The sequence below is a fragment of the Nostoc sp. LEGE 06077 genome (assembly GCF_015207705.1).
GTDB lineage: Bacteria > Cyanobacteriota > Cyanobacteriia > Cyanobacteriales > Nostocaceae > Nostoc_B.
Genome location: NZ_JADEWI010000001.1, coordinates 57,120 through 76,630, shown reverse-complemented (window position 1 = coordinate 76,630; position 19,511 = coordinate 57,120). Strand labels below are relative to the sequence as shown.

Genomic DNA, 19,511 nt, shown 5'->3' with positions numbered 1-19,511 from the left:
AGAAGCTGCACTCCATAAATTCTGTAGAGACGTTGCAGGCAACATCTCTACAACAACCGATAAATTGCATCTTTCTTGGCGCTTCTGTACCCCTGTGGTCTTAATGATAAGTTTTTAACCAGATACGATATAAAAACCCAAATTTCCTGAAAAGTTGTGTGAGGAAAGTTCCTATATTTTTCATCATAAAAGAATGCTTTTATGTGAAAAACATCTAAGATATGATATCCAGCTAAATCTGCTGTCTACCAAGGATTACCAATCATGGTAAAAGCTGACCAGAAATAGGGATGAGTGAGGTTTTTGTCGCCGAGTTCTAGTAGTACTGCTGGGAGAGGTAAATCTCCATGAGAAGTTTTGAGTTTACCGTTTTCTAGGCGTACTTCTCCTTTGATCATAGCTAATTGTGCTTGACGCAGAGCTTCGGCTTTAATGGGGGCTTGTTTCAACTTTTCGTAGAACTCGGTCATTAAGCTAAATGTACCTTCATCAGAGACATACCACAAACTCGCCAATGCAGACTTAGCACCAGCTTGGACTGCAAAGCCAGCAAACCCTAATTCTGCGTCTTCATCACCCAAGGCGGTACGACAAGCACTCAGTACTACTAGTTCTACAGATGGGTTATTCCAACCAAGTTGGCGCATCTGATCCATTCTTAGTTGGCTATCCCACAATTGAATATAAGAGTTACCTGGCGCACCTTTTTTAAATTCGCCGTGGGTTGCGAGGTGAATAATTCCGTATGGTATTTGTTGTCGTTGAGCTTTGAGATTTTTTAAAGTGAAGGTTTCATTTAAGAAAGCTTTACCAGGCCAAAGCTTCTCAATGGTACTTAATTCTGTGGGGACGGCTGGTAGGGGGTCTAGGTTCATAAATTGAGATGCACCCATCCCCAAAACTTGAGCTTTTTTAATGTCAACATATTTAGTATCAGTCAGGCTGAGACTGGGCATTAAACCAACACTATAGCGTTCTACTAGATATTGTTGACCATCATAAAGTGCGGCTATGGGCATCGATCGCAATCCCGTATCCATGAGAAAAACTAAGTTATTAATTTCTCGTGTTTTGAGGTTAGATTCAATGGGTGCAATCAGCCAATTGTATAGTTGTTCAGCAGGTTTGATATAGGTGCGGCGTAGTGCGGGATCTGTTACTGCACTGGTTAATTGACGACTAGCTGTAATAACTTGCGATCGCGTCACATTTGTTAATACTTGCCGAATTGGTTCACCTTTAGCTGTCACCACTACCAATTCTAAAACGTCATTATCTTGACTGATGATTGGTAATTGGGCAGTGGGTTTGATAGTTGCAGGTACAAATGAGACATAAATTAGGGCAGGTTTAGCACCTGTAGAAGCTTCAATGCTAGTGAGAATCTCCCGCGCTTCTTTGATACCCTTAATTGGCTGTTTACCTTCTCCTAAGTACGTTCCCACCTGATCTGTAAACTTTTCATCTTGAGGAAAATCGGTATCAGTTGGGGGAGTTTTTGGTGGTTCTGGAGGTTGTGGTGGTTGTACACACAGAATAGTACATTGTGGTGGCGTAACAATAATATTTACTTGTTGAGGCGCTGACTGAGAAACAACATCACTCGATCTCACGGTAAAAGCCGGAATCTGACCACTAGCTCCTGATGGTGGTGTATACACTAAAACAGTACTGTTACTTAGTACACTTCCCGATGTGACTGGTGTACCATCTTGAAAAGTTAAAGTACCTGATGAAATGGCATCAAAAATGATAGTGAGATTGTCATTATTTACATCACTGGTAATCGGATTTAAAGACCCAAATGTGAAAGTTATTGATTGATTTGAGTCTGCGGAAAACAGGGAATTGGTTGTGATGGTAGGTGGTGTGTTAATTGAGATAAAATTAGCACCATTACCAGCATCTGTAACTGTGCCACCATTGGGTAATACAGGAAAAGAATTAACAGTTGTTGGGGTATCATTCCTCACAATTCTTCCTGATGTACCATTAGTAGCAGAATTACCAATAATAAATGGGACGTTATTTGGCCCACCATCATGTTGAATTGTAATTGAGCCTGAAACACTACCACCAGTAGTATTAATTGTATCTTGACTGTCACCATTAAAAATTCTGCCTGTGCCTCTCACCAATCCATAGGCCAAAATACGAACATTTCCACCATTACCACCCTCTCCTTCTCCAAAAAAACCTTGAGTATTGATACTATTAAAAGTAATATTCTTACCAAATGTACCGCTAGTTCCTGCTTGGAGTGTGACTGCACCTGCAATTACATCTCCAAAACCTATTGCAGATGTGTCAATATCTCCTGTAGTAATGCTATTTCCGGCTGTAAGATTTACTTGACCTGCTGTACCACTATCTTCGTTGTTAAATGATGTGTCAATATCACCGGTGGTAATGCTACCTCCGGCGGTTAAAGTCACAGCACCGCTTGTTCCACCACTAGCAGTAGTAATATCGGTGGTGCTAATATCGCCTCCGGCTGTCAGTTCGACTCGACCACTAGTATTATTTATATTGTCAGGACTGGTGATATTTTGAGTCGTAATATTACCTGTAGCACTGATAATTACAGGGCCACCATAATTACTAAATGAAATATCACCTGTGACATTCACATTACCCGGTGAAGATGTGCTTGCTGATGATGTGAATAAAGATCCACTGGTGATAAAACTTGATGGATTACCAGTAGTAACTTCTTGTAAGCTGGACACACCTGCTCGTAAAATTAAAGCTGGCTGACTGCTCAAAATTTGACCGTCTGGAGTAGTACTAGAAAGGGCGGTATCTGCATTAGTAATCACAATTTCGCCAGTCGTAATACTGCCAAGGGATTCTACTTTTAAAGATGGGCCAGTATAGTTACCAAAGGTAACATCTTGGTTAGAGCTAAAAATTGGGTCAACTAAACTAATAAAGTTAGCTGCTTGCTGCTGAGAATTGAGAATCGAAAATTTACCACCGCTGGCAAAATGAGCGTCTAAAGAAATCTTGCCATCACTAACTAAGGTGAAATTACCACCGCTGATAAAAGGTGTTGTGTCTAAGTGCTTAATTGCAAAAATATCAATACCTTGATTCCCTTGAATAGTAAGTTTATTGCCAGCAACAGCCGAGAAATTGTGAGCGACATTATCACGAACTCTGACTGTATCTTTAGCAAGTAAATTTAAGTTGTTAGTAGCGGAAAGTTGACTTTCTGGTAATGTTAAATTGTGGTAAGCGGCGAGGGTGACATTTTTTCCAGAAGCTTGATTGACGACAACATCACCATTGCTAACAGTCAAACCAGAACCAGTTAACTTCACCTCACCATTATTTACCACCAAACCAGAAGCATTACCAACACCACCACCAGTTAACAGTGCTGGTAAAGAATTGGATGGTAAATTATTATTAGTCGAATTCAGCGGTTGAATTTCCAAACTCAAAGGATTCCCCGCCATACTCAATTTGAGTAAGCTACTCCCAGGTACAGCGGCAATTGTCACGTTCCCACCAGGTGCTGATAAACTCCCTGTACTAACAATTGTGCCGCCAAATAAACTTAAATTATTGCCTGATGTGACTGCCAAATTACCTTGATTGAATATCGCACTAGCAACGCTGCTATCAAAGGCGAAACTATTGGGTGTACCGATAAGTTGGCTATAGTCGTTTGTGCCAAAGGCATTTAACCAGTTATTATTCCCAAAACCCAGGCGTGTGGCTGTGGTAGCTGTGAACGATGCTGGGACATTTAAACTAGAATTAGCACCAAAGATAATTCCGGCGGGGTTGATTAAATATAAGTTAGAATTCCCACCACTGACGCGAATTAAGCCGTTAATTATCGATGCTTCTCCACCTGTGACTCTGCCTAAGATGTTTTGAATTGATGGTTGCGATAAAAAGTTGGCTGTTTGGTTCGCATCTAGGCCAAATTTGCTGAAGCTGTGAAACAAATTGGCTTTGTCACTACTGAGGCTACCGCCGCTAATATTAATATTGTTGCCTTGGTGGTTAACAATTGTGCCTGTACCATCGTTGGCAGGGGTGATGTTTTGGGCTTGGGCTGTTGTCGGTATAAGGCATAATAGCAATGCTATGTTGCTTGCTGTTAATACTTTGATTTGCTGTAAAAGACTATGAGATTTTGGAAAAGTTTGCTTCTTAGCTTGAGAAATAGCCAGAAAATTTAGCTTGCTATCTGGAATCAGGGCTTTATTTGGGAAATTTGATTTGTTAAGGTGTCTGCGTTGTCTTGCTTTGAGAATTGCTAGTTGAGAGTTTTTGATTTGCTGGCGTTGTCTTTGCCGCGATGACATTTCTGGATGGGTGCGGTAGTAGTATAGGGGCTGATAGATATGCTCTACTTCTGCTACTTCGGAAAGTCGGAGACACAAATCGTAATCTTCCGCCGTTGTCAGTGACTCATCAATTTCTCCCACTAAGTCCAACACTTCCCGACGAATTAGCCGAAAGTGAAATGTCATAAACCGATTTAACAGTGCTTCACGGCTATAGGGTACAAGACAACGATAGCCATAGCTGAGGATGGTATTGTTCTCGTCAATATCTAAATAGTCGGTGTAAACCCAGCCAATATTGGGTTTAGTATCTAACACGGCAGCTGTTTCTGCCAGTGCTGTGGGTGCTAGTAAATCATCACTATCTACCCAACCGATATATTTACCACGAGTTTGAGCGATCGCATCTTTTAAGGCGCTGGCTTGTCCTCTATTATACCTGCTGGCTATTACCCGCACGCGGCGATCGCGCTGTGCATACTCACGGGCAATTTCTAGGCTATTATCTGTGGAAGCATCATCCCAAATCACTAGTTCTAAGTCTTGCCGCGTTTGCGATAAAACACTTTCTATAGCTAATCTGAGATAATTTTCCCGATTGTAAACTGTGATGATTAAGGAAATTACTGGCAGCATAAAAATTAGATTTTTTTAATTTATTTATATAGATTTTAAAGTTTTTAGTTATCCTTTGGATCAATAGAATATACATTAACTGATTAAGTTGCCTATAATTAGACAAATTTTAATTTTCACTTGTTCAGGATGTTAATTTTTGCGAATATTGGACGAATTAATTCTTGTTAGATGTGTTTGCTAAAGTTGATGCCTAGTTAAATCTTATTGACAAAGTTTAAAAAATATGAGATGTTTGCAACCTACTGCCAAGGTAAGACGAAGACAAGCTATTAATAACTGGTTGGGAAAAACAGCCAAATCAACGAGTATTGTTGGGGGACTAACGGCAGTTTTTTTATTAGCAAATTCGTTAGTCCCAACTACGTTGTTTGCCCAAGAAAAATTAGAAATTAAAGACTTTGACTATTGGGCAAATTTTTGTAAGTTGTTGGCAGAGGAAAAGAAATATGATGAAGCGATCGCCGCTTGTAATCAAGGAATTGCAATTAAACCCGACGAAATAGAAATTTGGGTAACACGCACAGCAATTTTGCTCAAGCAAGTCAAGTATAGTGAAGCGTTAGTATCAGCCGATCGAACCTTACGCCTGCAACCAAAATATTCTTTAGCCTTAGCTCAAAGATGTGAAGCATTATTAAGTTTAAACAAATATGCCGAAGCGATCGCCGCCTGTGATTTAGCTTTGCGTTCTGATGGTAACTGGGGCAATACTACAGCAGTGGTCGCATGGTACAATCGCGGTTTAGGAGAAAGTAAATTAGGACAACTAGACGCAGCGATCGCCTCATTTAATCGCGCCTTAGAAATTACGCCTGAGAATTCTTTAGCCTTAGTGGGAAATTGTCAAGCCTTAGCAAATTTAAACAAGTTGAGTCAAGCGATCGCAGCTTGCGACTCAGCAATTAAAGTAAATCAGAATTGGGGTGAAACAACGCCAGCGATTGCTTGGTACACTAAAGGCTTGGCACAGAAAAAAAATGGGCAATTAGAAGAAGCGATCGCCTCCTTTGATCAAGCAGTGGCGATGAACCCAAAAGATGCCGACATTTGGTTAGAACATGGTAGATCATTAGCAGCGATCGGCAAACCAGAACAAGCCGCAGTTTCTTATGAGTTTGCCGTGAAACTGAGTCCTAATTATGCCTTAGCCTTAGCCAGTCAAAGTACCAGCTTCAACAAATTAGGCAAATTTAAAGAAGCACAAGCAGCCGCAGAACTTGCACTCCAAGGTGATAGTCGCTGGGGTGATATTAGTCCCGCCTTAGCGTGGGAACAGAGAGGTATCGCCTTAGCTGGATTAGGAAATTACGAAGAAGGATTAGCCTCAATCGAAAGAGCGATCGCCCTGAATCCCAACTATGCTGAAGCATGGAATAATCGTGCAGCTACCCAATGGTATTTAGGCAGATATGCCGATGCAATTGCTAGTAGCGATCGCGCCACCGAAATTAATCCGAAATACGCTCAAGCTTGGTTTAATAAAGGTAGAATTCTCAAAACCTTAGACCGCTATCCAGCATCACTTGCAGCCTATAATAAAGCATTAGAAAACGTGGGCAAATTTACAGAGAAATCACTCTTAGCCAATATTTGGGCGAACCGGAGTGTTGTCTTGTGGCATTTATCCCGCAATCAAGAAGCCTTAGTATCTGTAGATAGAGCGATCGGCATTAACCCTAATTTATCGCAAGGATGGTATAACCGAGGCATAGTACTATTTAATTTAGCTCGATATAATGAGGCGATTAATGCTTACAACCAAGCTAGTACACTGGCTCCTATGGATGCCAATATCTTAGCGGGTAAAGGAGTTGCTTTATTGAGATTAGGTAAATTTCAAGATGCTGTCACTACTTTTGCTGCCACCTTACAACTTGATCCTAAAAACTCATTAGCATTAGCTAATCAAACCATTGCTCAACAACAATTGGCAGCACAACAAGCACAACAAAAACCCAAATTACCAGTAGTACCAGATAGTACTAAAGTGCGTTAGTAATGAATAGAAAATTAGTCACAGCAAGAACGCACAGGTGATACTAAACCCTGTTGGAGATAATCTGCTAAATATTGCTCTAAAACACTAAATTGAGGAATATTTAAACTGTAATAAATCCAACGTCCTTCTTGACGAGAATTAACTAAGCCAGCTTCCTTGAGAGTTTTGAGGTGAAACGAGAGTTTTGACTGACTTACACTCAAAGCATCGCATAAATCACACACACAAAGTTCTTGCTGTCGCAACAGTTCCAGCACATTAATCCGTAAAGGATCAGAAAGGGCATGAAAGCCCGCAGCGATTAAATTGGGAATAGTGGAAGGAGAAGTTTGCATGAAATATTGATGAGTGAGGTGAGAATAGGGAGTGGGAGTAGGGAGTAGCAAGATTATTTTTGAAGCTTAGTATTGTAGATTTCAAATATAGCAGTTGTTTTAACTCCTGCCTTCTGCCTTAATTTTGATTGCTATTGCCTTTGAGAGACTAAAATTGTTCCCTTTTCGCCACAAGTAATCCGTAACTCCTCATCAAGATAGAGAATTTCTAGACGACCTTTAGGCGATCGCTCCATTATAAACTTAACTTCTCCAGTCTCAGAATTCATTGTTTGTGACGCAACCAGACCAAACATTAACCGAAATAAACCTAACATCAAATTTTCTTTCAAAGAGCGTTTGGCATTTTGTTGCTGCTGACCAAAAACTGCCTGCCATTCATCCATGTTAGTTGAGTCTTGAGGTGCTAAAATTCCGCCAGTAAATTTGACTTGTAGCACCGTATCACTAATCGGTTCACAAACACCTAAGTTACGCACAACTCCAGATATTTGGGGATAATTTTCATCAGCAGTCGTAAATTCCACAACAATATCATGACTACGCTGTTCGCCATTTCCTAATAAAAAAACAGGTTGGGAAACTCGGTCAATCACTACTTTTAGTTTTGCTGGCTGAAACATATTAAAAGCCAGGCGACCCAGAGTATACGCAAACTTCCCACTTGCCAACCGTTCACCCCCAGGAAAATTCGGCGCACTAATCAATACCCAGTTACTATCTAATAGCTTACCGTTGCGAGTTGGCGCAGGATTTGGGTTGAGCGATCGCAGATTTTCAATCGCCGCAATTACAGTTTCATCCTTAGTATTGCCACCACAAGCAGCCAACGCCTGACGTAAAGCTAGTTTCGCCTCTACACATTCTCTTGTGTCTACTGCCATAGTGTGGAAATTGTTTTGTGCAACTGCTTGTTAATTTAGACCATTGGCTGATTTCATGCTGCCTGCCTGCCATCTTCGTTAAAAAATTGTTACATTTTTGGTGGGTAGACAATTATTACTTGACGCATCTCACTCATTATGTCCAACAGCCTGTTAGAGTCATTATCCCCAACAACCACAGAAAATTTACCTGCTGGTGGACTAGACCCAGAACGCTTTGACTGGTTAGAAGTTTGGTATCCTGTCCACTATGTTGCAGACTTAGATCAATCCCAGCTAACGCGCTTCACCTTACTAGAGCAAGACTTAGTTTTATGGTGGGACAATAATGAACAAACTTGGCGCGCCTTTGAAGACCAATGTCCCCACCGTTTAGCCCCACTTTCCGAAGGCAGAGTGAACGAAGATGGCTGGCTAGAATGTCCTTATCACGGCTGGGCATTTTCCGGAACAGGCAAATGTGAAAGCATCCCTCAACAAGCACCAGGAGGAAAGGCAGAGACATCTCCCCGCGCTTGTGTGAAATCACTACCAACCACAGTCAGGCAAGGCTTATTGTTTGTTTATCCTGGTCAAGCTGAGAATGCTGCCAAAACTCCGGTTCCTATCGTTGACGTTTTAGAAGAGGAAACTGAAGGCTGGGTTTGCCTGAATACCTTTCGAGACTTACCTTATGATGCTTTGACATTAATGGAAAACGTTCTCGATTCCAGCCATATTCCTTATACTCATCATCGCACTGTCGGCAACCGCGCCAATGTTGCACCAGTAGAATTAGAAATTGTCGAGTCTGGTAAATGGGGATTTAAAGGCCTTTGGCAAGAAGGCCCCCGCAAAGGCACGTTAGGCAAACAAGATACCACCTTTATTGCGCCGGGGTTGATGTGGCATGATCTCACCTCCAAGCAATTTGGCAGAACATTAACAGTCGTTTATGCAACTCCCATCCGCAAAGGCGAATGTCGCTTATTTGCCCGTTTTCCTTTCAAATTCTCATCAAAATTACCAGAATTATTTATTAAACTCACGCCTCGCTGGTACTCCCATCTAGGACAAAACGGCGTACTCGAAGATGACCAGATTTTCTTACATCACCAAGAACGCTATTTAGAACAAAAAGGTGGCACTGATAACTTTACCAAAGCGTTTTATTTACCAACTAAAGCTGATATTTTTGTATTTCAGTTACGTTCTTGGGTGAAGCAATATTGTGCAGAATCATTTCCAGGAAAAACCTTACCACCCCCACTGCCCAAAGAAGCTTTATTAGATAGATACCATTCCCACACGAAACATTGTAGTAGTTGTCGAACTGCCCTAAAAAACCTCCAAAGGTTGCGTTTAGGAGTGGTGATAGCAACAGCATTAATTTGGAGTTTGCTGTCTTTATCGGTATTAATTCCTGGTCATACTGCTAATATCACGGTGATTATTGCCAATTTAGCCGGATTACTCGGTGGCGGAATTTGGTTTGGTTTAGGCAAATTAGAACAACAGTTTTATCAAGGGCGAGAAATTCCGCCGCGAAATCAGTAAATCTATATAAATAAAGCTATGGCAGGGGACAGGTGAGAGGTGACAGATAACAGAATTTACAGTCTTTTATTGTCTAAGTTTTATCGCTTACCGATGTCCTAATACCAAATCTCTGTAAGCTTGCACTAAATAATTATTTTTTTCTTCCTTGGCGTTCTTGGCGGTTCGTCAAAAAATTAAGTGCATCCTCATGGAGAATTGGTATAACTACCTTGCTAAAGCTATCACTAGTTAATACCATTTCACTTTATGGATGATGCAAGGCAAACGGCCGTTTGCCCCTACGAGTTCTTGTATGTGTATCAAAATTTTGGTGAATTGGTATAAGATTGTCATTTGCCATTAGAAAGGGTTTTGCTCACTGCATCTATGCAGAAACGGCAAAACCCTTTCCTCTGAGTACTTAATGCTCAATCACTCTAAATTTGTCGAACTCACTTTTGAGGAACAGGTTCAAGCATTGACCGTCTAGAGGGACAATGAAAGTCAAGACTTAGGAGTAGTACCTCATGGTTAATTAATGCAAAACTCTCCAGAAAGCTGTTCTTGCTCCCGTATGCTTACCCTTTCCATTCTGGAGTGACATGGTTAACATGGGTTGAACATATTTTTCATGATTCAACTTTATGGCTAGAACACCGAGTGAATACGCTGTATACCTGTTGCTGGAAAATGGTCATCGTGAAGAAGTCCGATTTCCAACTATTCAAGAATTCCAAAAATGGTATAGTGGCGAACTAGTACCCAAGTCTGCCTCGAATGATTTTATTAGTGTACCGATCAAGAATATTCAAGGAGAGTATATGGTTGTCCGCCCATCTCGGATTGTAGCAATCCGGGTAGAACCACTGTTTAGTTCTAGTGTTGAAAGATTCGACTAAATCATGAGAAAAACCCTTGCTTTGGCTTCTTTGAGTCTGGGAATTGCCTTTGTAAACACAATTTGGCCAGCTATTGCTCAAGTTCCGACGACGATACCGTTACCTGTCCCATTACCAACACAGCCAAGCACTCAACCTGAGTTACAATTACCACTCGAACCAGTAGAAATCAGTAATACTTGTACTCCTGTGTCTACTTGCTTGGGATGGGATGAGCAAATTTTTGGTAGTAGGGGTAAACCAGGCGATCGCAAAGCTGTCTTAGCCGCTATTGATAATAGTTTAGATTATTTGGCAAAAGATAAAGCGATCGCTGCATATCAAAATTATCCGGTTCCAGGAATTACCCGCGATCGCGTCTGGCGTAGTTTGGTGCGTTTCCGGCAATTAGTCGCAACTGCTAAATCTGCAAGCCAACTCCAAGCAGCTATTCAGCGGGAGTTTGTGTTTTACAAGTCCGTCGGCAATGATGGCAAGGGTACTGTTAAATTTACTGCTTACTATGAGCCTATTTATCAGGCCAGTCGCGTTAAAACTTCTATATATAAGTATCCCCTTTATCAACTACCGCCGAATTTTGAGCAATGGGCTAAACCCCACCCAAAACGCATTGATTTGGAAGGAAAAGACGGTTTACAAGGGGATAAAAGCCAGTTGCGGGGTTTGGAATTACTCTGGTTCCGCGATCGCCTAGACGCATATATGGTACATATCCAAGGTTCTGCTCAAATCAGGTTAACCAATGGTAAGACTACTTCTGTAGGTTACGCCGGAGGAACCGATTATCCTTGGACTAGTATTGGCAAAGAACTAGCCAAAGATGGCAAACTGCCCCTAGAAGGCTTGACAATGCCTCGCCTGATTAGCTTTTTCCGCCAAAATCCCCCAGAGTTAAATAATTACTTGCCCCGCTGGGAACGGTTCGTTTTCTTTAAAGAAGCTCCTGGGAGAAAAGCTACTGGTAGTCTTAATGAGCCAGTCACCGCCGAACGCTCGATTGCTACCGATAAATCTCTCATGCCTCCCGGCGCATTAGCATTAATTAATGGTTCATTTCCCTATCCGGCTGCTGGGGGTAAATTACAACCGCGGAGGGTGAGCCGTTTTGTCCTCGATCAAGATACAGGCAGTGCCATTAAAGGCCCAGGCAGAGTAGATTATTTTATGGGAACTGGGAAACTAGCAGGCGATCGCGCTGGGATTACAGGTGGCAATGGTTCACTATATTATTTACTGCTGAAAAAATAGCGCATAAAGTACGAAGTCTGAAATTTCAGACTTCGTACTTCACACTTTAGTAAGGTGGATAGCCAAAATCATCTTCATCAGCATAAATATAGGAACTAGAAACACCCGCCAACACTGGTTTACTAGTTTCTGTTCTCACAGGTTCCTTCCCAAATTCCTTGTATTCTTCAAAATATTTGCAGATAATTGCCGACTCAGGCGCATCAGAAGCAATTAGGTATTGGGTTAATGTCCCAACTGTTGGATGCTTGTAATCTACAGTGGAAGCAACTAAGACAGTATTTGGTTCAATACCTCTTTCTTCACACTCAATTATCGGACAAAAAATTCCGTGCGCGTGGAACAAAGGGCCTTTTGGTGTTAATGGTTGTTTGCGATATACAGCATAAGCTTTTTCTAATTCGGCAACAAAACCACTCATCACTTTGCCTTGTTGAAACTCACAATAGGTTTTGCTGAAACTTGCTCCGGCTGCACCATTGAGGGTTAATTGTAGTGGCAAGTCATGTAAAAATTTCTTATTTTCACTAACTAGAAAAATTAAATAACGCGTAAAAGTTTTAAATTTGAGTTTATCAGCTAAAAAGGCATCATAATTTTCTTTTAACGTACCCAACTTCAGCCCTGTTTCGCGGTCTTTGACTGACAAAGGCCCTCGACGCACTATCACTAAGCGCGGAGTAGTAGTCATAAAAACTGTTTCGACACCAGAGCTAAATTCATGCTCTACTTGCTGCCAATTTTCATCCGGCTGAAAACCCACAGCATTAGCATTATCTAACTTGATGGCAAGACCATAGGTTTGCATCCCATCAGTGCCATACCGAGGATTAATCATCTGACACCAAGGGATGACTTGAGAAGGCGGCGCATTAAATTTCTCGTCCTCAAAGTCGAACTTAGCAGATGCTTTCATCGTTTTAGGCTGTAGGTAAGTTTTACTATCCAAGTTGATTGTTAGGCGCTGATGTGGGAATTGTATTTTCCATTTGTACCATTCAAATGGTACATTCAACACATTCTGAAGTAGATTTTAACAGGAAGGACTAGAGGCTAGGATGAGAAATAATCTCGCAACCAAATATAAAAAATCTTTTCCCCCTACACTCTTATACCCTGACACCCTGTTTCTAGCCAGACGTTAAAATAAACCCATCCCTACCAGATGCAGTCATCTCCTCATGTCCCTCGCCAAAGAACTAGACGCTCCTCAAGCAACCCCAGAAGATGTTATCTTTCCTCCAGGTGATTTATACAGTGACGAACCTCCCTTGGAAACAGAACTGCATCTGCGGCAAATAATCTTACTTTTTAAATGCTTAGAATGGTTGTGGCGAGACAGAAATGACTTCTACGCGGCTGGAAATCTAACTATTTACTACAGTTGGAATAAACGCAAAGATGAACACTTCCGGGGTCCAGATTTTTTTGTGGTGCTGGACACAGAACGCCGTACTCGTAAAAGTTGGGTAGTTTGGGAAGAGGAAGGGAAATACCCCAACGTAATTTTAGAAATTCTTTCGGAATCAACTGCAAAAACCGATAAAGATTTAAAGAAAAAGTTATACCAAAATACCTTCCGCACACCTGATTATTTTTGGTTCGATCCAGAAACTCAAGAATTTGCCGGGTTTCATTTAGTTGATGGTCAGTATCAAGTTATAGAACCCAATGCTCAAGGATATTTGTGGAGTCAGCAGTTAGGTTTATATTTGGGGATTCATGAAGGATTATTGCGATTTTTTACCCCAGAAAACCAATTAGTTCCTACCCCAGAAGAAGCAGCAGATTTTGAACGTCAGCAAAAAGAACTAGCGCAAGCACGAGCCGAAAAGTTAGCAGCGAAACTGCGAGAATTAAATATCGACCCAGAAACAATTGATTAATCGGCAATAGGTGATAGGTTACAGGTTACAGGTGATAGGGAAAAGTTTGCGAATCCATGAGGACTTACGCATAAATGTTAATTATTGAGACTGGGTGTCAGGGTTTTGAATACCTACACCCCTACACTCCTACACCCTCATACCCTTACACCCCTCATTTTGGTTATTATGCGAACGATCGCCGAAATTAACGAGAAAATCAGCCGTCAGCGTGCAGTCGTTTTCACAGTTGAAGAAGTCAAAGCACGAGTCGCAGAAGTCGGCGTGAGCAAAGTTGCTAAAGAAGTTGATGTCATTACCACTGGAACTTTTGAGCCAATGGAATCCAGTGGTGCGATTATGAATCTCGGACACACCGATCCCCCCATCAAAATGCGCCGTTGTTGGATCGATGGTGTACCAGCATATACAGGGTTTGGGGCTGTCGATTTATACTTGGGTGCTAGTTGTGCAGTGGATACAATGGATGGCGAAGAAGTCCGCGAACGTGGCGGTGGTCATGTTATTGAAGATTTGATTGCCGGGAAACAAGTACAAGTCAGAGCGCAAGGACAAGTCACCGATTGTTATCCACGAGCTACTTTTGAAACAACCATTACCCGTGATACTATCAATCAATTTTATTTATTTAATCCCCGTAACCTTTATCAAAATTTTATTGTGGGTGTAAATGGTGGCGATCGCCCACTTTTTACTTATCTCGGCCCTTTACAACCCCATCTCGGTAACGCTGTCTACTCTAACCCTGGGGCAATTTCGCCTTTGTTCAACGACCCCGATTTGCAACTAATTGGCATTGGGACGCGGATTTTTTTAGGCGGCGGTATCGGCTATATAGCTTGGGAAGGTACACAACACTTCCCCTTACAAAAGCGGTTAGCTAATCGCACACCTATAGGCCCCGCTGCCACCTTAGCCTTAATGGGGGATGCCAAACAAATGCAAGCCCGTTGGGTGCGTGGTTGTTACTTTAAAAGTTATGGCCCTTCGTTGATGTTGGGTGTGGGGATACCATTCCCCGTATTAAATGAAACTGTAGTCGAACACTGTGCAGTGCAAGACAAAGATTTAGTCGCGCCCATAGTCGATTTTTCCATTCCTCGGCGCGTGCGTCCTACCTTTGGGTTAGTGAGTTACGCCCAACTCAAATCTGGGCGACTCACCATCGAAAATAAACCAGTGCGAACGGCACCTTTAGCCAGTATGTCTTTATCTCGGCAAGTTGCCCTAGAGTTAAAACAATGGATTACCGCCGGCACTTTTACCCTAACAGAACCAGTTGCCCCAATTCCAATGGAGCGATCGTTCTTACCCCAAGACCGTTGGACAGATTTTTAAGAAGGAAAAAGTAAAAAAGCAAAAGGCAAAAGAAAGAGCTAATTCTTATCTTTTACCTTTTAACTTTTAACTTTTAACTTTTAACTTTTTCCTTACTCTTGCGGTGGCTTTTGTTTCTTAATTGGTTTAGGAGCAGGAGTAGAAGTTTTTGGCAGAGGTTTAGACACCGCCGAAGGTTCGCCGCCTATTTTCTTGATTGGGCGTGGGCTGGGGCTGTCTCCTCCAGTGCGTCTGGGGGGGAATGGTCTGCGACCACCACCACCGCCACCACCACCACGGAAACCACCGGGGCCACCTCTTTGGGGTGGTCGGCGTTTTTTGGGTAGATCTGCGATCGCCTCAGCCGTTTCTATGGCTAATAAATCACCATCTCGTTTCACTTGGAAGTCCCAGAACTTGCCCACCGCTTTGGTGGTAAGGACACCTTTGAGTTTTAGCTTAAAGTATTTAGGTTTTTCATCGTGTTTACGAGCAGCCTGCTTAATTTTGACAACCAAGTTCTTGTCATCAAAAGACTGGTAAACTACCTCGCCACGCACAGAAAAACCACCATCGGGAATATCTGATGAAGGTTTGATGTCACTTTTATCAGTTACAGCATCATCGGCTTGTGGTAATTCATCATCTGGCGAATCTTGTGCTTGCTGTTTTGCCAGATTTTCTGGTTCCCAAACGCCCACAATTTGCAAATGTAAGGCATCATTTTCTTGCTTAGTCCGTGGATAAACTACCCACAGATGATTTTTTTCTAAATCAAGATGGTTTTTCACTAAGCTCATAATGCGACCGAGGAGAACGGCCTGGATTTCCACACCATCCGCAGTCAGGAGCGTACCTTGAGTAAACTGTTCACTGCTTGCAATGTAGCGACCTCGGACTAAACCGATCGCTCTGTACTGCATTGGTTCGCTGGGTGGGGGAATCGGTTGCTGTCGATTGGCTAAGTTAGCATCGTTGGCGGTCTCATCAGGGTCAATAGACGAATTTTCCGATTCCGAAATTGGAGCTGCTACTGTTGGTACATCAGCGGCTATATCTATATCGGTTTCAGGTTGATTGGACTCAGGCAAATTAGAAGATTCAGGCGAAGGCATCAGGTCGGAATTCATAAAAACTCCTTGCGGCGGAGACACATCCCATTGTGGGATTTTAAGAAAGCAACTGGAAAGAGCGCTTGTGCGGCTGATGAAAGTATATTTGTTTTCCACCAAATCACACGACAACGCCCAATACAATTTTAAAAACGCTAAATTTACATTTATACTCTAAATGTTTAATCTAGCGTCTAGACACCAGTTTCGGAAGCATATCATAGGTATAACTCTGACGGCTCCCCCTAAAGTCATCACTTACTTTAGCAGTGGAAATAGTTATTTGTTATAAAATTCACAGGCAATTGGCGGTATTCCGCAAAGTTTTGGAAATTTTTCATTTCCAACTTGTGTCAATGATAATGTCATTAGAGTTCTGGAGAATTACACAACTGTGTCTGAACCGCGTAATCGTTGGATAGTTCGAGTAATCTTGGCATTAGCAGTTCTAATGTTTGTAGGTGTATCTATAGTTCCTATTATTAGCGCCTTCAATAGCCCGACACCGACAAACCAGAATACTGCTCCCAAAGGTAACTTAGCTTCCTCTGACCAAAAATCAAAATTACAAGACGAAGTACGGGGTTATGAACTAGTTTTACAACGGGAACCTGAAAATCAAACTGCCCTGAAAGGTTTATTACAAGCGCGGCTACAACTTTTAAGCTTGAATCAAGGTGATGTTCAAGGAGTTATCGCTCCTTTAGAAAAACTAGCTAAACTCAACCCCGACAGATCGGAATATGCAGTCCTCCTCGCCCAAGCCAAACAGCAAATTGGCGATAAAGAAGGAGCAGCCCAAGCATATCGCACAATTCTTGATACCAAACCCGGCGATTTGAAGGCTTTACAGGGTATGGTATCACTGCTCTTAGACCAACAACGCCCAGAAGCAGCTATTGGTCTATTACAAGAAACTTTAAATAATGCTACCCAAGCCAATACCATTCAGCCCGGAAGTGTGAATGTGGTCGCTGTGCAGGTGCTACTAGGCAATGTCTATGCTGCTCAAAAACGCTACCCCCAAGCTGTTAATGTCTATGACCAAGCAATCAAGAAAGACCCCAAGGATTTTCGCCCAGTCTTAGCTAAAGCCATGTTGTTGAAGGAACAAGGGAAAACAACTGAGGCAAAACCTTTGTTTAATAGTGCCGTAGGTTTAGCACCTGCTCAATATCGAGACGAAATTAACAAAGCCGCAACCGCTTCCCCAACTCCTGCGCCTGCTGCATCTGCCGCACCTGCACCTGCAAGTACTCCCAAACCATAAGAAATTGGGTGGTTTAAGATAACTGGAAAAAATAAATGTTTTGGGGTTTCTGTCGCAGGAACCCCTAATAAATGCAAAAATACCCATCTGGAGTGATCAATGGCACGTCCACCAATTCACCCAGGAGAAATTCTTGGGGATGAAATTACAGAAATAGGTATGACAGCGAGTGATTTAGCTCGCGTTCTTTATGTTCCTATGATTATTTTGTCTCCAGAAGAGGAGGCGATTATCAAATGGCAAATGTAGAACTATATCGGCAACTTATTCAAGAACTTTTACAGGCTTACAGCGAAATTAAAAGTAGTAACGAAGAAGTCGAGGCTGAAGTTATTTTTGATCAAGAGCGCGTTGGGCTTTGCCCCGCCGCAGGCATCGCTATCAATTAGTTCATGTCGGCTGGTCAAACAAACGGCGTGTATATGGTTGTGTTTTACACTTAGATATTAAAAAAGAAAAAATCTGGATTCAGCACGACGGTACTGAAGGCGGTATTGCTGATGAACTGACTAGCCGAGGTGTACCAAAACAAGATATTGTCTTAGCCTTTCATTCTCCTTTTAAACGACAATTTACAGAGTTTGCTGTTGGCTAACAGAAAAAGGCTGCGTGCTGAGTCTACTAAATAGCTTTATTTGCACCAAGCTACTTAATTAACTGTTCCTAAATTACTGAAGATTTCAATTAGATTACCATCTGGGTCACGAAAATGAGCGGTGCGGAGTCCCCACGCTGGACGGTCTAAGGGTTGGGTGACGACTACGACGTTGCGTTCTTTGAGTTTTTCGTAGACTGCATCTACGTTATCAACGGCGAAAATCAAGGCCATTTTATTTTGACATTCTAAAGCCGAAGGTAGATAAGCACTGGGAATTGCTTCAGCCATGAAATCTTTTCTAAATAACGCCAGCTTGAGGTTATCTCCGGTGTGTAACTCGGCATAGCCGCTATTTTCATCACCCCAATCAATCCAGAAGCCTAGCACGTCACGGTAAAAGAAAAAACAATCTGTGTAGTTGGTTACTAGCAGCCTGATATGTGTTAACTGAAGCATGATAACTATGATGTCTAGTAGTGAATATACTAACTGTGAATTCTCGGCTCTGGATGCAAGTTTACCAGCAGATCGCTCTCAACAATTGCTAACTCCTCAAGCCGTTGCTGGACTGTTTCGCGGTCAAAATAGGTATCCGCTAAAACCCAGTATGTACCAAAGTGTCTTGCTTCTGATGCCATTAAACCTTGATAAAATTTAGCTAATTCTGGTTCAGGACAGTGTGTAGCTAAAAGCCCTAACCTTTCGTGACTGCGGGCTTCGATTAAGCCGGTGACGAGTAAGGAATCTAAAAAGCGGTCGGGTTCGTTGGGACGGACAGCGGCTTTCAAACCCGCACCGTAGGGAGGCGGGGATAAAGGTGCAAGGCATATATTGCGGCGTTCTAGCCACTGGTTGACAAGCTCAAAGTGTTCTAATTCTTCACGAGCGATCGCAGTTAATTCCCTGACCATTTTAGTATTGGAAGGATAGCGAAACATAAAATTTAACGCCACACCCGCTGCTTTACGTTCGCAGTGGGAATGGTCAAGCAAAATAATATCTAAATTGGCGATCGCTTGTTCTATCCAAGCATTGGATGTAGGCTGCTTGAGGGCGTTGATAGTCGGTAATCCAGAAGTAAGCACAGGCTAACACTTAAGAAATTGCAATCCTGCTGAGTATCCCAGCACATCGATTGTAATAGCGAATGGGGTGAATTAGTGTGGGCAATTTTTGAAGAGGCAGAAGGCTAAGGAAACTGAGGGCTACAAGACAAATGACTATTGAGGATTGACCAAAATTAAGTAAATCACCAAAGCGTAGTAATTCTCCTATGTTGTTGCATTAAATATTATGGCTGAAGTTAATCAACCCTAATTTTTTAGGAGTAATTATCTATCGCTTTGGTGCTTTTTTAGCGGATATTTCCGCCATAAGGGTAAAAGTAAAGGGCTTATAAAGTCTATAATAGCTCTCTAGAAATTACTGTATCAGCCCACACCATTTGCCCAAATTATCAAATTACTTTTGACTAGTGATCCTCTTGTCAGGAACATCGGATA

The 19,511-nt window shown here is 42.1% G+C and carries 17 protein-coding genes; 10 read left to right on the top strand and 7 right to left on the bottom strand.

Going from position 1 to position 19,511, the window contains the following annotated elements; genetic code table 11:
* Positions 1 to 245: 245 nt before the first annotated feature.
* Positions 246 to 4,940: a CHAT domain-containing protein gene (locus IQ244_RS00325; RefSeq protein ID WP_193889081.1), complete on the bottom strand. Its 4,695-nt coding sequence runs from the start codon at positions 4,938 to 4,940 to the stop codon at positions 246 to 248.
* Positions 4,941 to 5,166: 226 nt separating this feature from the next.
* Between IQ244_RS00325 and IQ244_RS00320 the strand changes: the two genes are divergently transcribed.
* Positions 5,167 to 6,939 carry a tetratricopeptide repeat protein gene (locus IQ244_RS00320; protein WP_193889080.1) on the top strand — a complete coding sequence of 591 codons (1,773 nt, stop codon included), beginning with the start codon at positions 5,167 to 5,169 and terminating at the stop codon, positions 6,937 to 6,939.
* A gap of 14 nt (positions 6,940 to 6,953) precedes the next feature.
* Here the strand turns inward: IQ244_RS00320 and IQ244_RS00315 are convergent, their stop codons facing one another.
* Both IQ244_RS00315 and IQ244_RS00310 read right to left on the bottom strand, forming a co-directional pair.
* Entirely contained in the window at positions 6,954 to 7,277 is a 324-nt protein-coding gene (locus tag IQ244_RS00315; RefSeq protein ID WP_193889079.1) for an ArsR/SmtB family transcription factor, read from the bottom strand.
* Between the two features lie 131 nt (positions 7,278 to 7,408).
* Positions 7,409 to 8,161, bottom strand: a complete 753-nt coding sequence (locus tag IQ244_RS00310) for a PAP/fibrillin family protein (RefSeq protein WP_193889078.1) — start codon at positions 8,159 to 8,161, stop codon at positions 7,409 to 7,411.
* 138 nt (positions 8,162 to 8,299) lie between these two features.
* Here IQ244_RS00310 and IQ244_RS00305 point away from each other — a divergent pair, with 138 nt between their 5' ends.
* From IQ244_RS00305 to IQ244_RS00295, 3 genes are all read left to right on the top strand, one after another.
* Entirely contained in the window at positions 8,300 to 9,697 is a 1,398-nt protein-coding gene (locus IQ244_RS00305; RefSeq protein WP_193889077.1) for a Rieske 2Fe-2S domain-containing protein, read from the top strand.
* Positions 9,698 to 10,323: 626 nt separating this feature from the next.
* Positions 10,324 to 10,578 carry a hypothetical protein gene (locus tag IQ244_RS00300; protein WP_193889076.1) on the top strand — a complete coding sequence of 85 codons (255 nt, stop codon included), beginning with the start codon at positions 10,324 to 10,326 and terminating at the stop codon, positions 10,576 to 10,578.
* A 3-nt stretch (positions 10,579 to 10,581) separates the two neighbouring features.
* Positions 10,582 to 11,826, top strand: coding sequence for a murein transglycosylase A (locus tag IQ244_RS00295; protein ID WP_193889075.1), 1,245 nt, complete (start codon positions 10,582 to 10,584; stop codon positions 11,824 to 11,826).
* Positions 11,827 to 11,872: 46 nt separating this feature from the next.
* Here IQ244_RS00295 and IQ244_RS00290 read toward each other — a convergent pair whose 3' ends face one another.
* A complete protein-coding gene (locus IQ244_RS00290; protein ID WP_193889074.1) occupies positions 11,873 to 12,742 on the bottom strand; it encodes a DUF5895 domain-containing protein in 870 nt (289 codons plus the stop codon).
* 265 nt (positions 12,743 to 13,007) lie between these two features.
* Here IQ244_RS00290 and IQ244_RS00285 point away from each other — a divergent pair, with 265 nt between their 5' ends.
* Both IQ244_RS00285 and IQ244_RS00280 read left to right on the top strand, forming a co-directional pair.
* Positions 13,008 to 13,712: a Uma2 family endonuclease gene (locus IQ244_RS00285; protein ID WP_193889073.1), complete on the top strand. Its 705-nt coding sequence runs from the start codon at positions 13,008 to 13,010 to the stop codon at positions 13,710 to 13,712.
* 168 nt (positions 13,713 to 13,880) lie between these two features.
* Positions 13,881 to 15,050, top strand: coding sequence for a homocysteine biosynthesis protein (locus IQ244_RS00280; protein WP_193889290.1), 1,170 nt, complete (start codon positions 13,881 to 13,883; stop codon positions 15,048 to 15,050).
* A gap of 92 nt (positions 15,051 to 15,142) precedes the next feature.
* Here IQ244_RS00280 and IQ244_RS00275 read toward each other — a convergent pair whose 3' ends face one another.
* On the bottom strand, positions 15,143 to 16,159 hold the full coding sequence (locus tag IQ244_RS00275) for a hypothetical protein (protein WP_193889072.1): 1,017 nt from the start codon (positions 16,157 to 16,159) through the stop codon (positions 15,143 to 15,145).
* Between the two features lie 376 nt (positions 16,160 to 16,535).
* Here IQ244_RS00275 and IQ244_RS00270 point away from each other — a divergent pair, with 376 nt between their 5' ends.
* The 4 genes from IQ244_RS00270 (at position 16,536) to IQ244_RS00260 (ending at position 18,006) form a co-directional block, all read left to right on the top strand.
* Positions 16,536 to 17,411, top strand: coding sequence for a tetratricopeptide repeat protein (locus IQ244_RS00270; RefSeq protein WP_193889071.1), 876 nt, complete (start codon positions 16,536 to 16,538; stop codon positions 17,409 to 17,411).
* Positions 17,412 to 17,510: 99 nt separating this feature from the next.
* On the top strand, positions 17,511 to 17,660 hold the full coding sequence (locus tag IQ244_RS00265; RefSeq protein WP_228058643.1) for a hypothetical protein: 150 nt from the start codon (positions 17,511 to 17,513) through the stop codon (positions 17,658 to 17,660).
* Complete coding sequence (locus IQ244_RS33315; protein ID WP_416209751.1) at positions 17,648 to 17,800, top strand: element excision factor XisI family protein; 153 nt, start codon at positions 17,648 to 17,650, stop codon at positions 17,798 to 17,800. Before IQ244_RS00265 ends, IQ244_RS33315 begins: the two co-directional genes overlap by 13 nt.
* On the top strand, positions 17,770 to 18,006 hold the full coding sequence (locus IQ244_RS00260) for a XisI protein (RefSeq protein WP_416209750.1): 237 nt from the start codon (positions 17,770 to 17,772) through the stop codon (positions 18,004 to 18,006). The genes IQ244_RS33315 and IQ244_RS00260 overlap by 31 nt, the downstream gene beginning before the upstream one ends.
* Before the next feature lie 54 nt (positions 18,007 to 18,060).
* Here IQ244_RS00260 and IQ244_RS00255 read toward each other — a convergent pair whose 3' ends face one another.
* Positions 18,061 to 18,468 carry a VOC family protein gene (locus IQ244_RS00255; protein WP_193889289.1) on the bottom strand — a complete coding sequence of 136 codons (408 nt, stop codon included), beginning with the start codon at positions 18,466 to 18,468 and terminating at the stop codon, positions 18,061 to 18,063.
* A 26-nt stretch (positions 18,469 to 18,494) separates the two neighbouring features.
* Entirely contained in the window at positions 18,495 to 19,094 is a 600-nt protein-coding gene (locus IQ244_RS00250; protein WP_193889070.1) for a tRNA-(ms[2]io[6]A)-hydroxylase, read from the bottom strand.
* Positions 19,095 to 19,511: the final 417 nt, after the last annotated feature.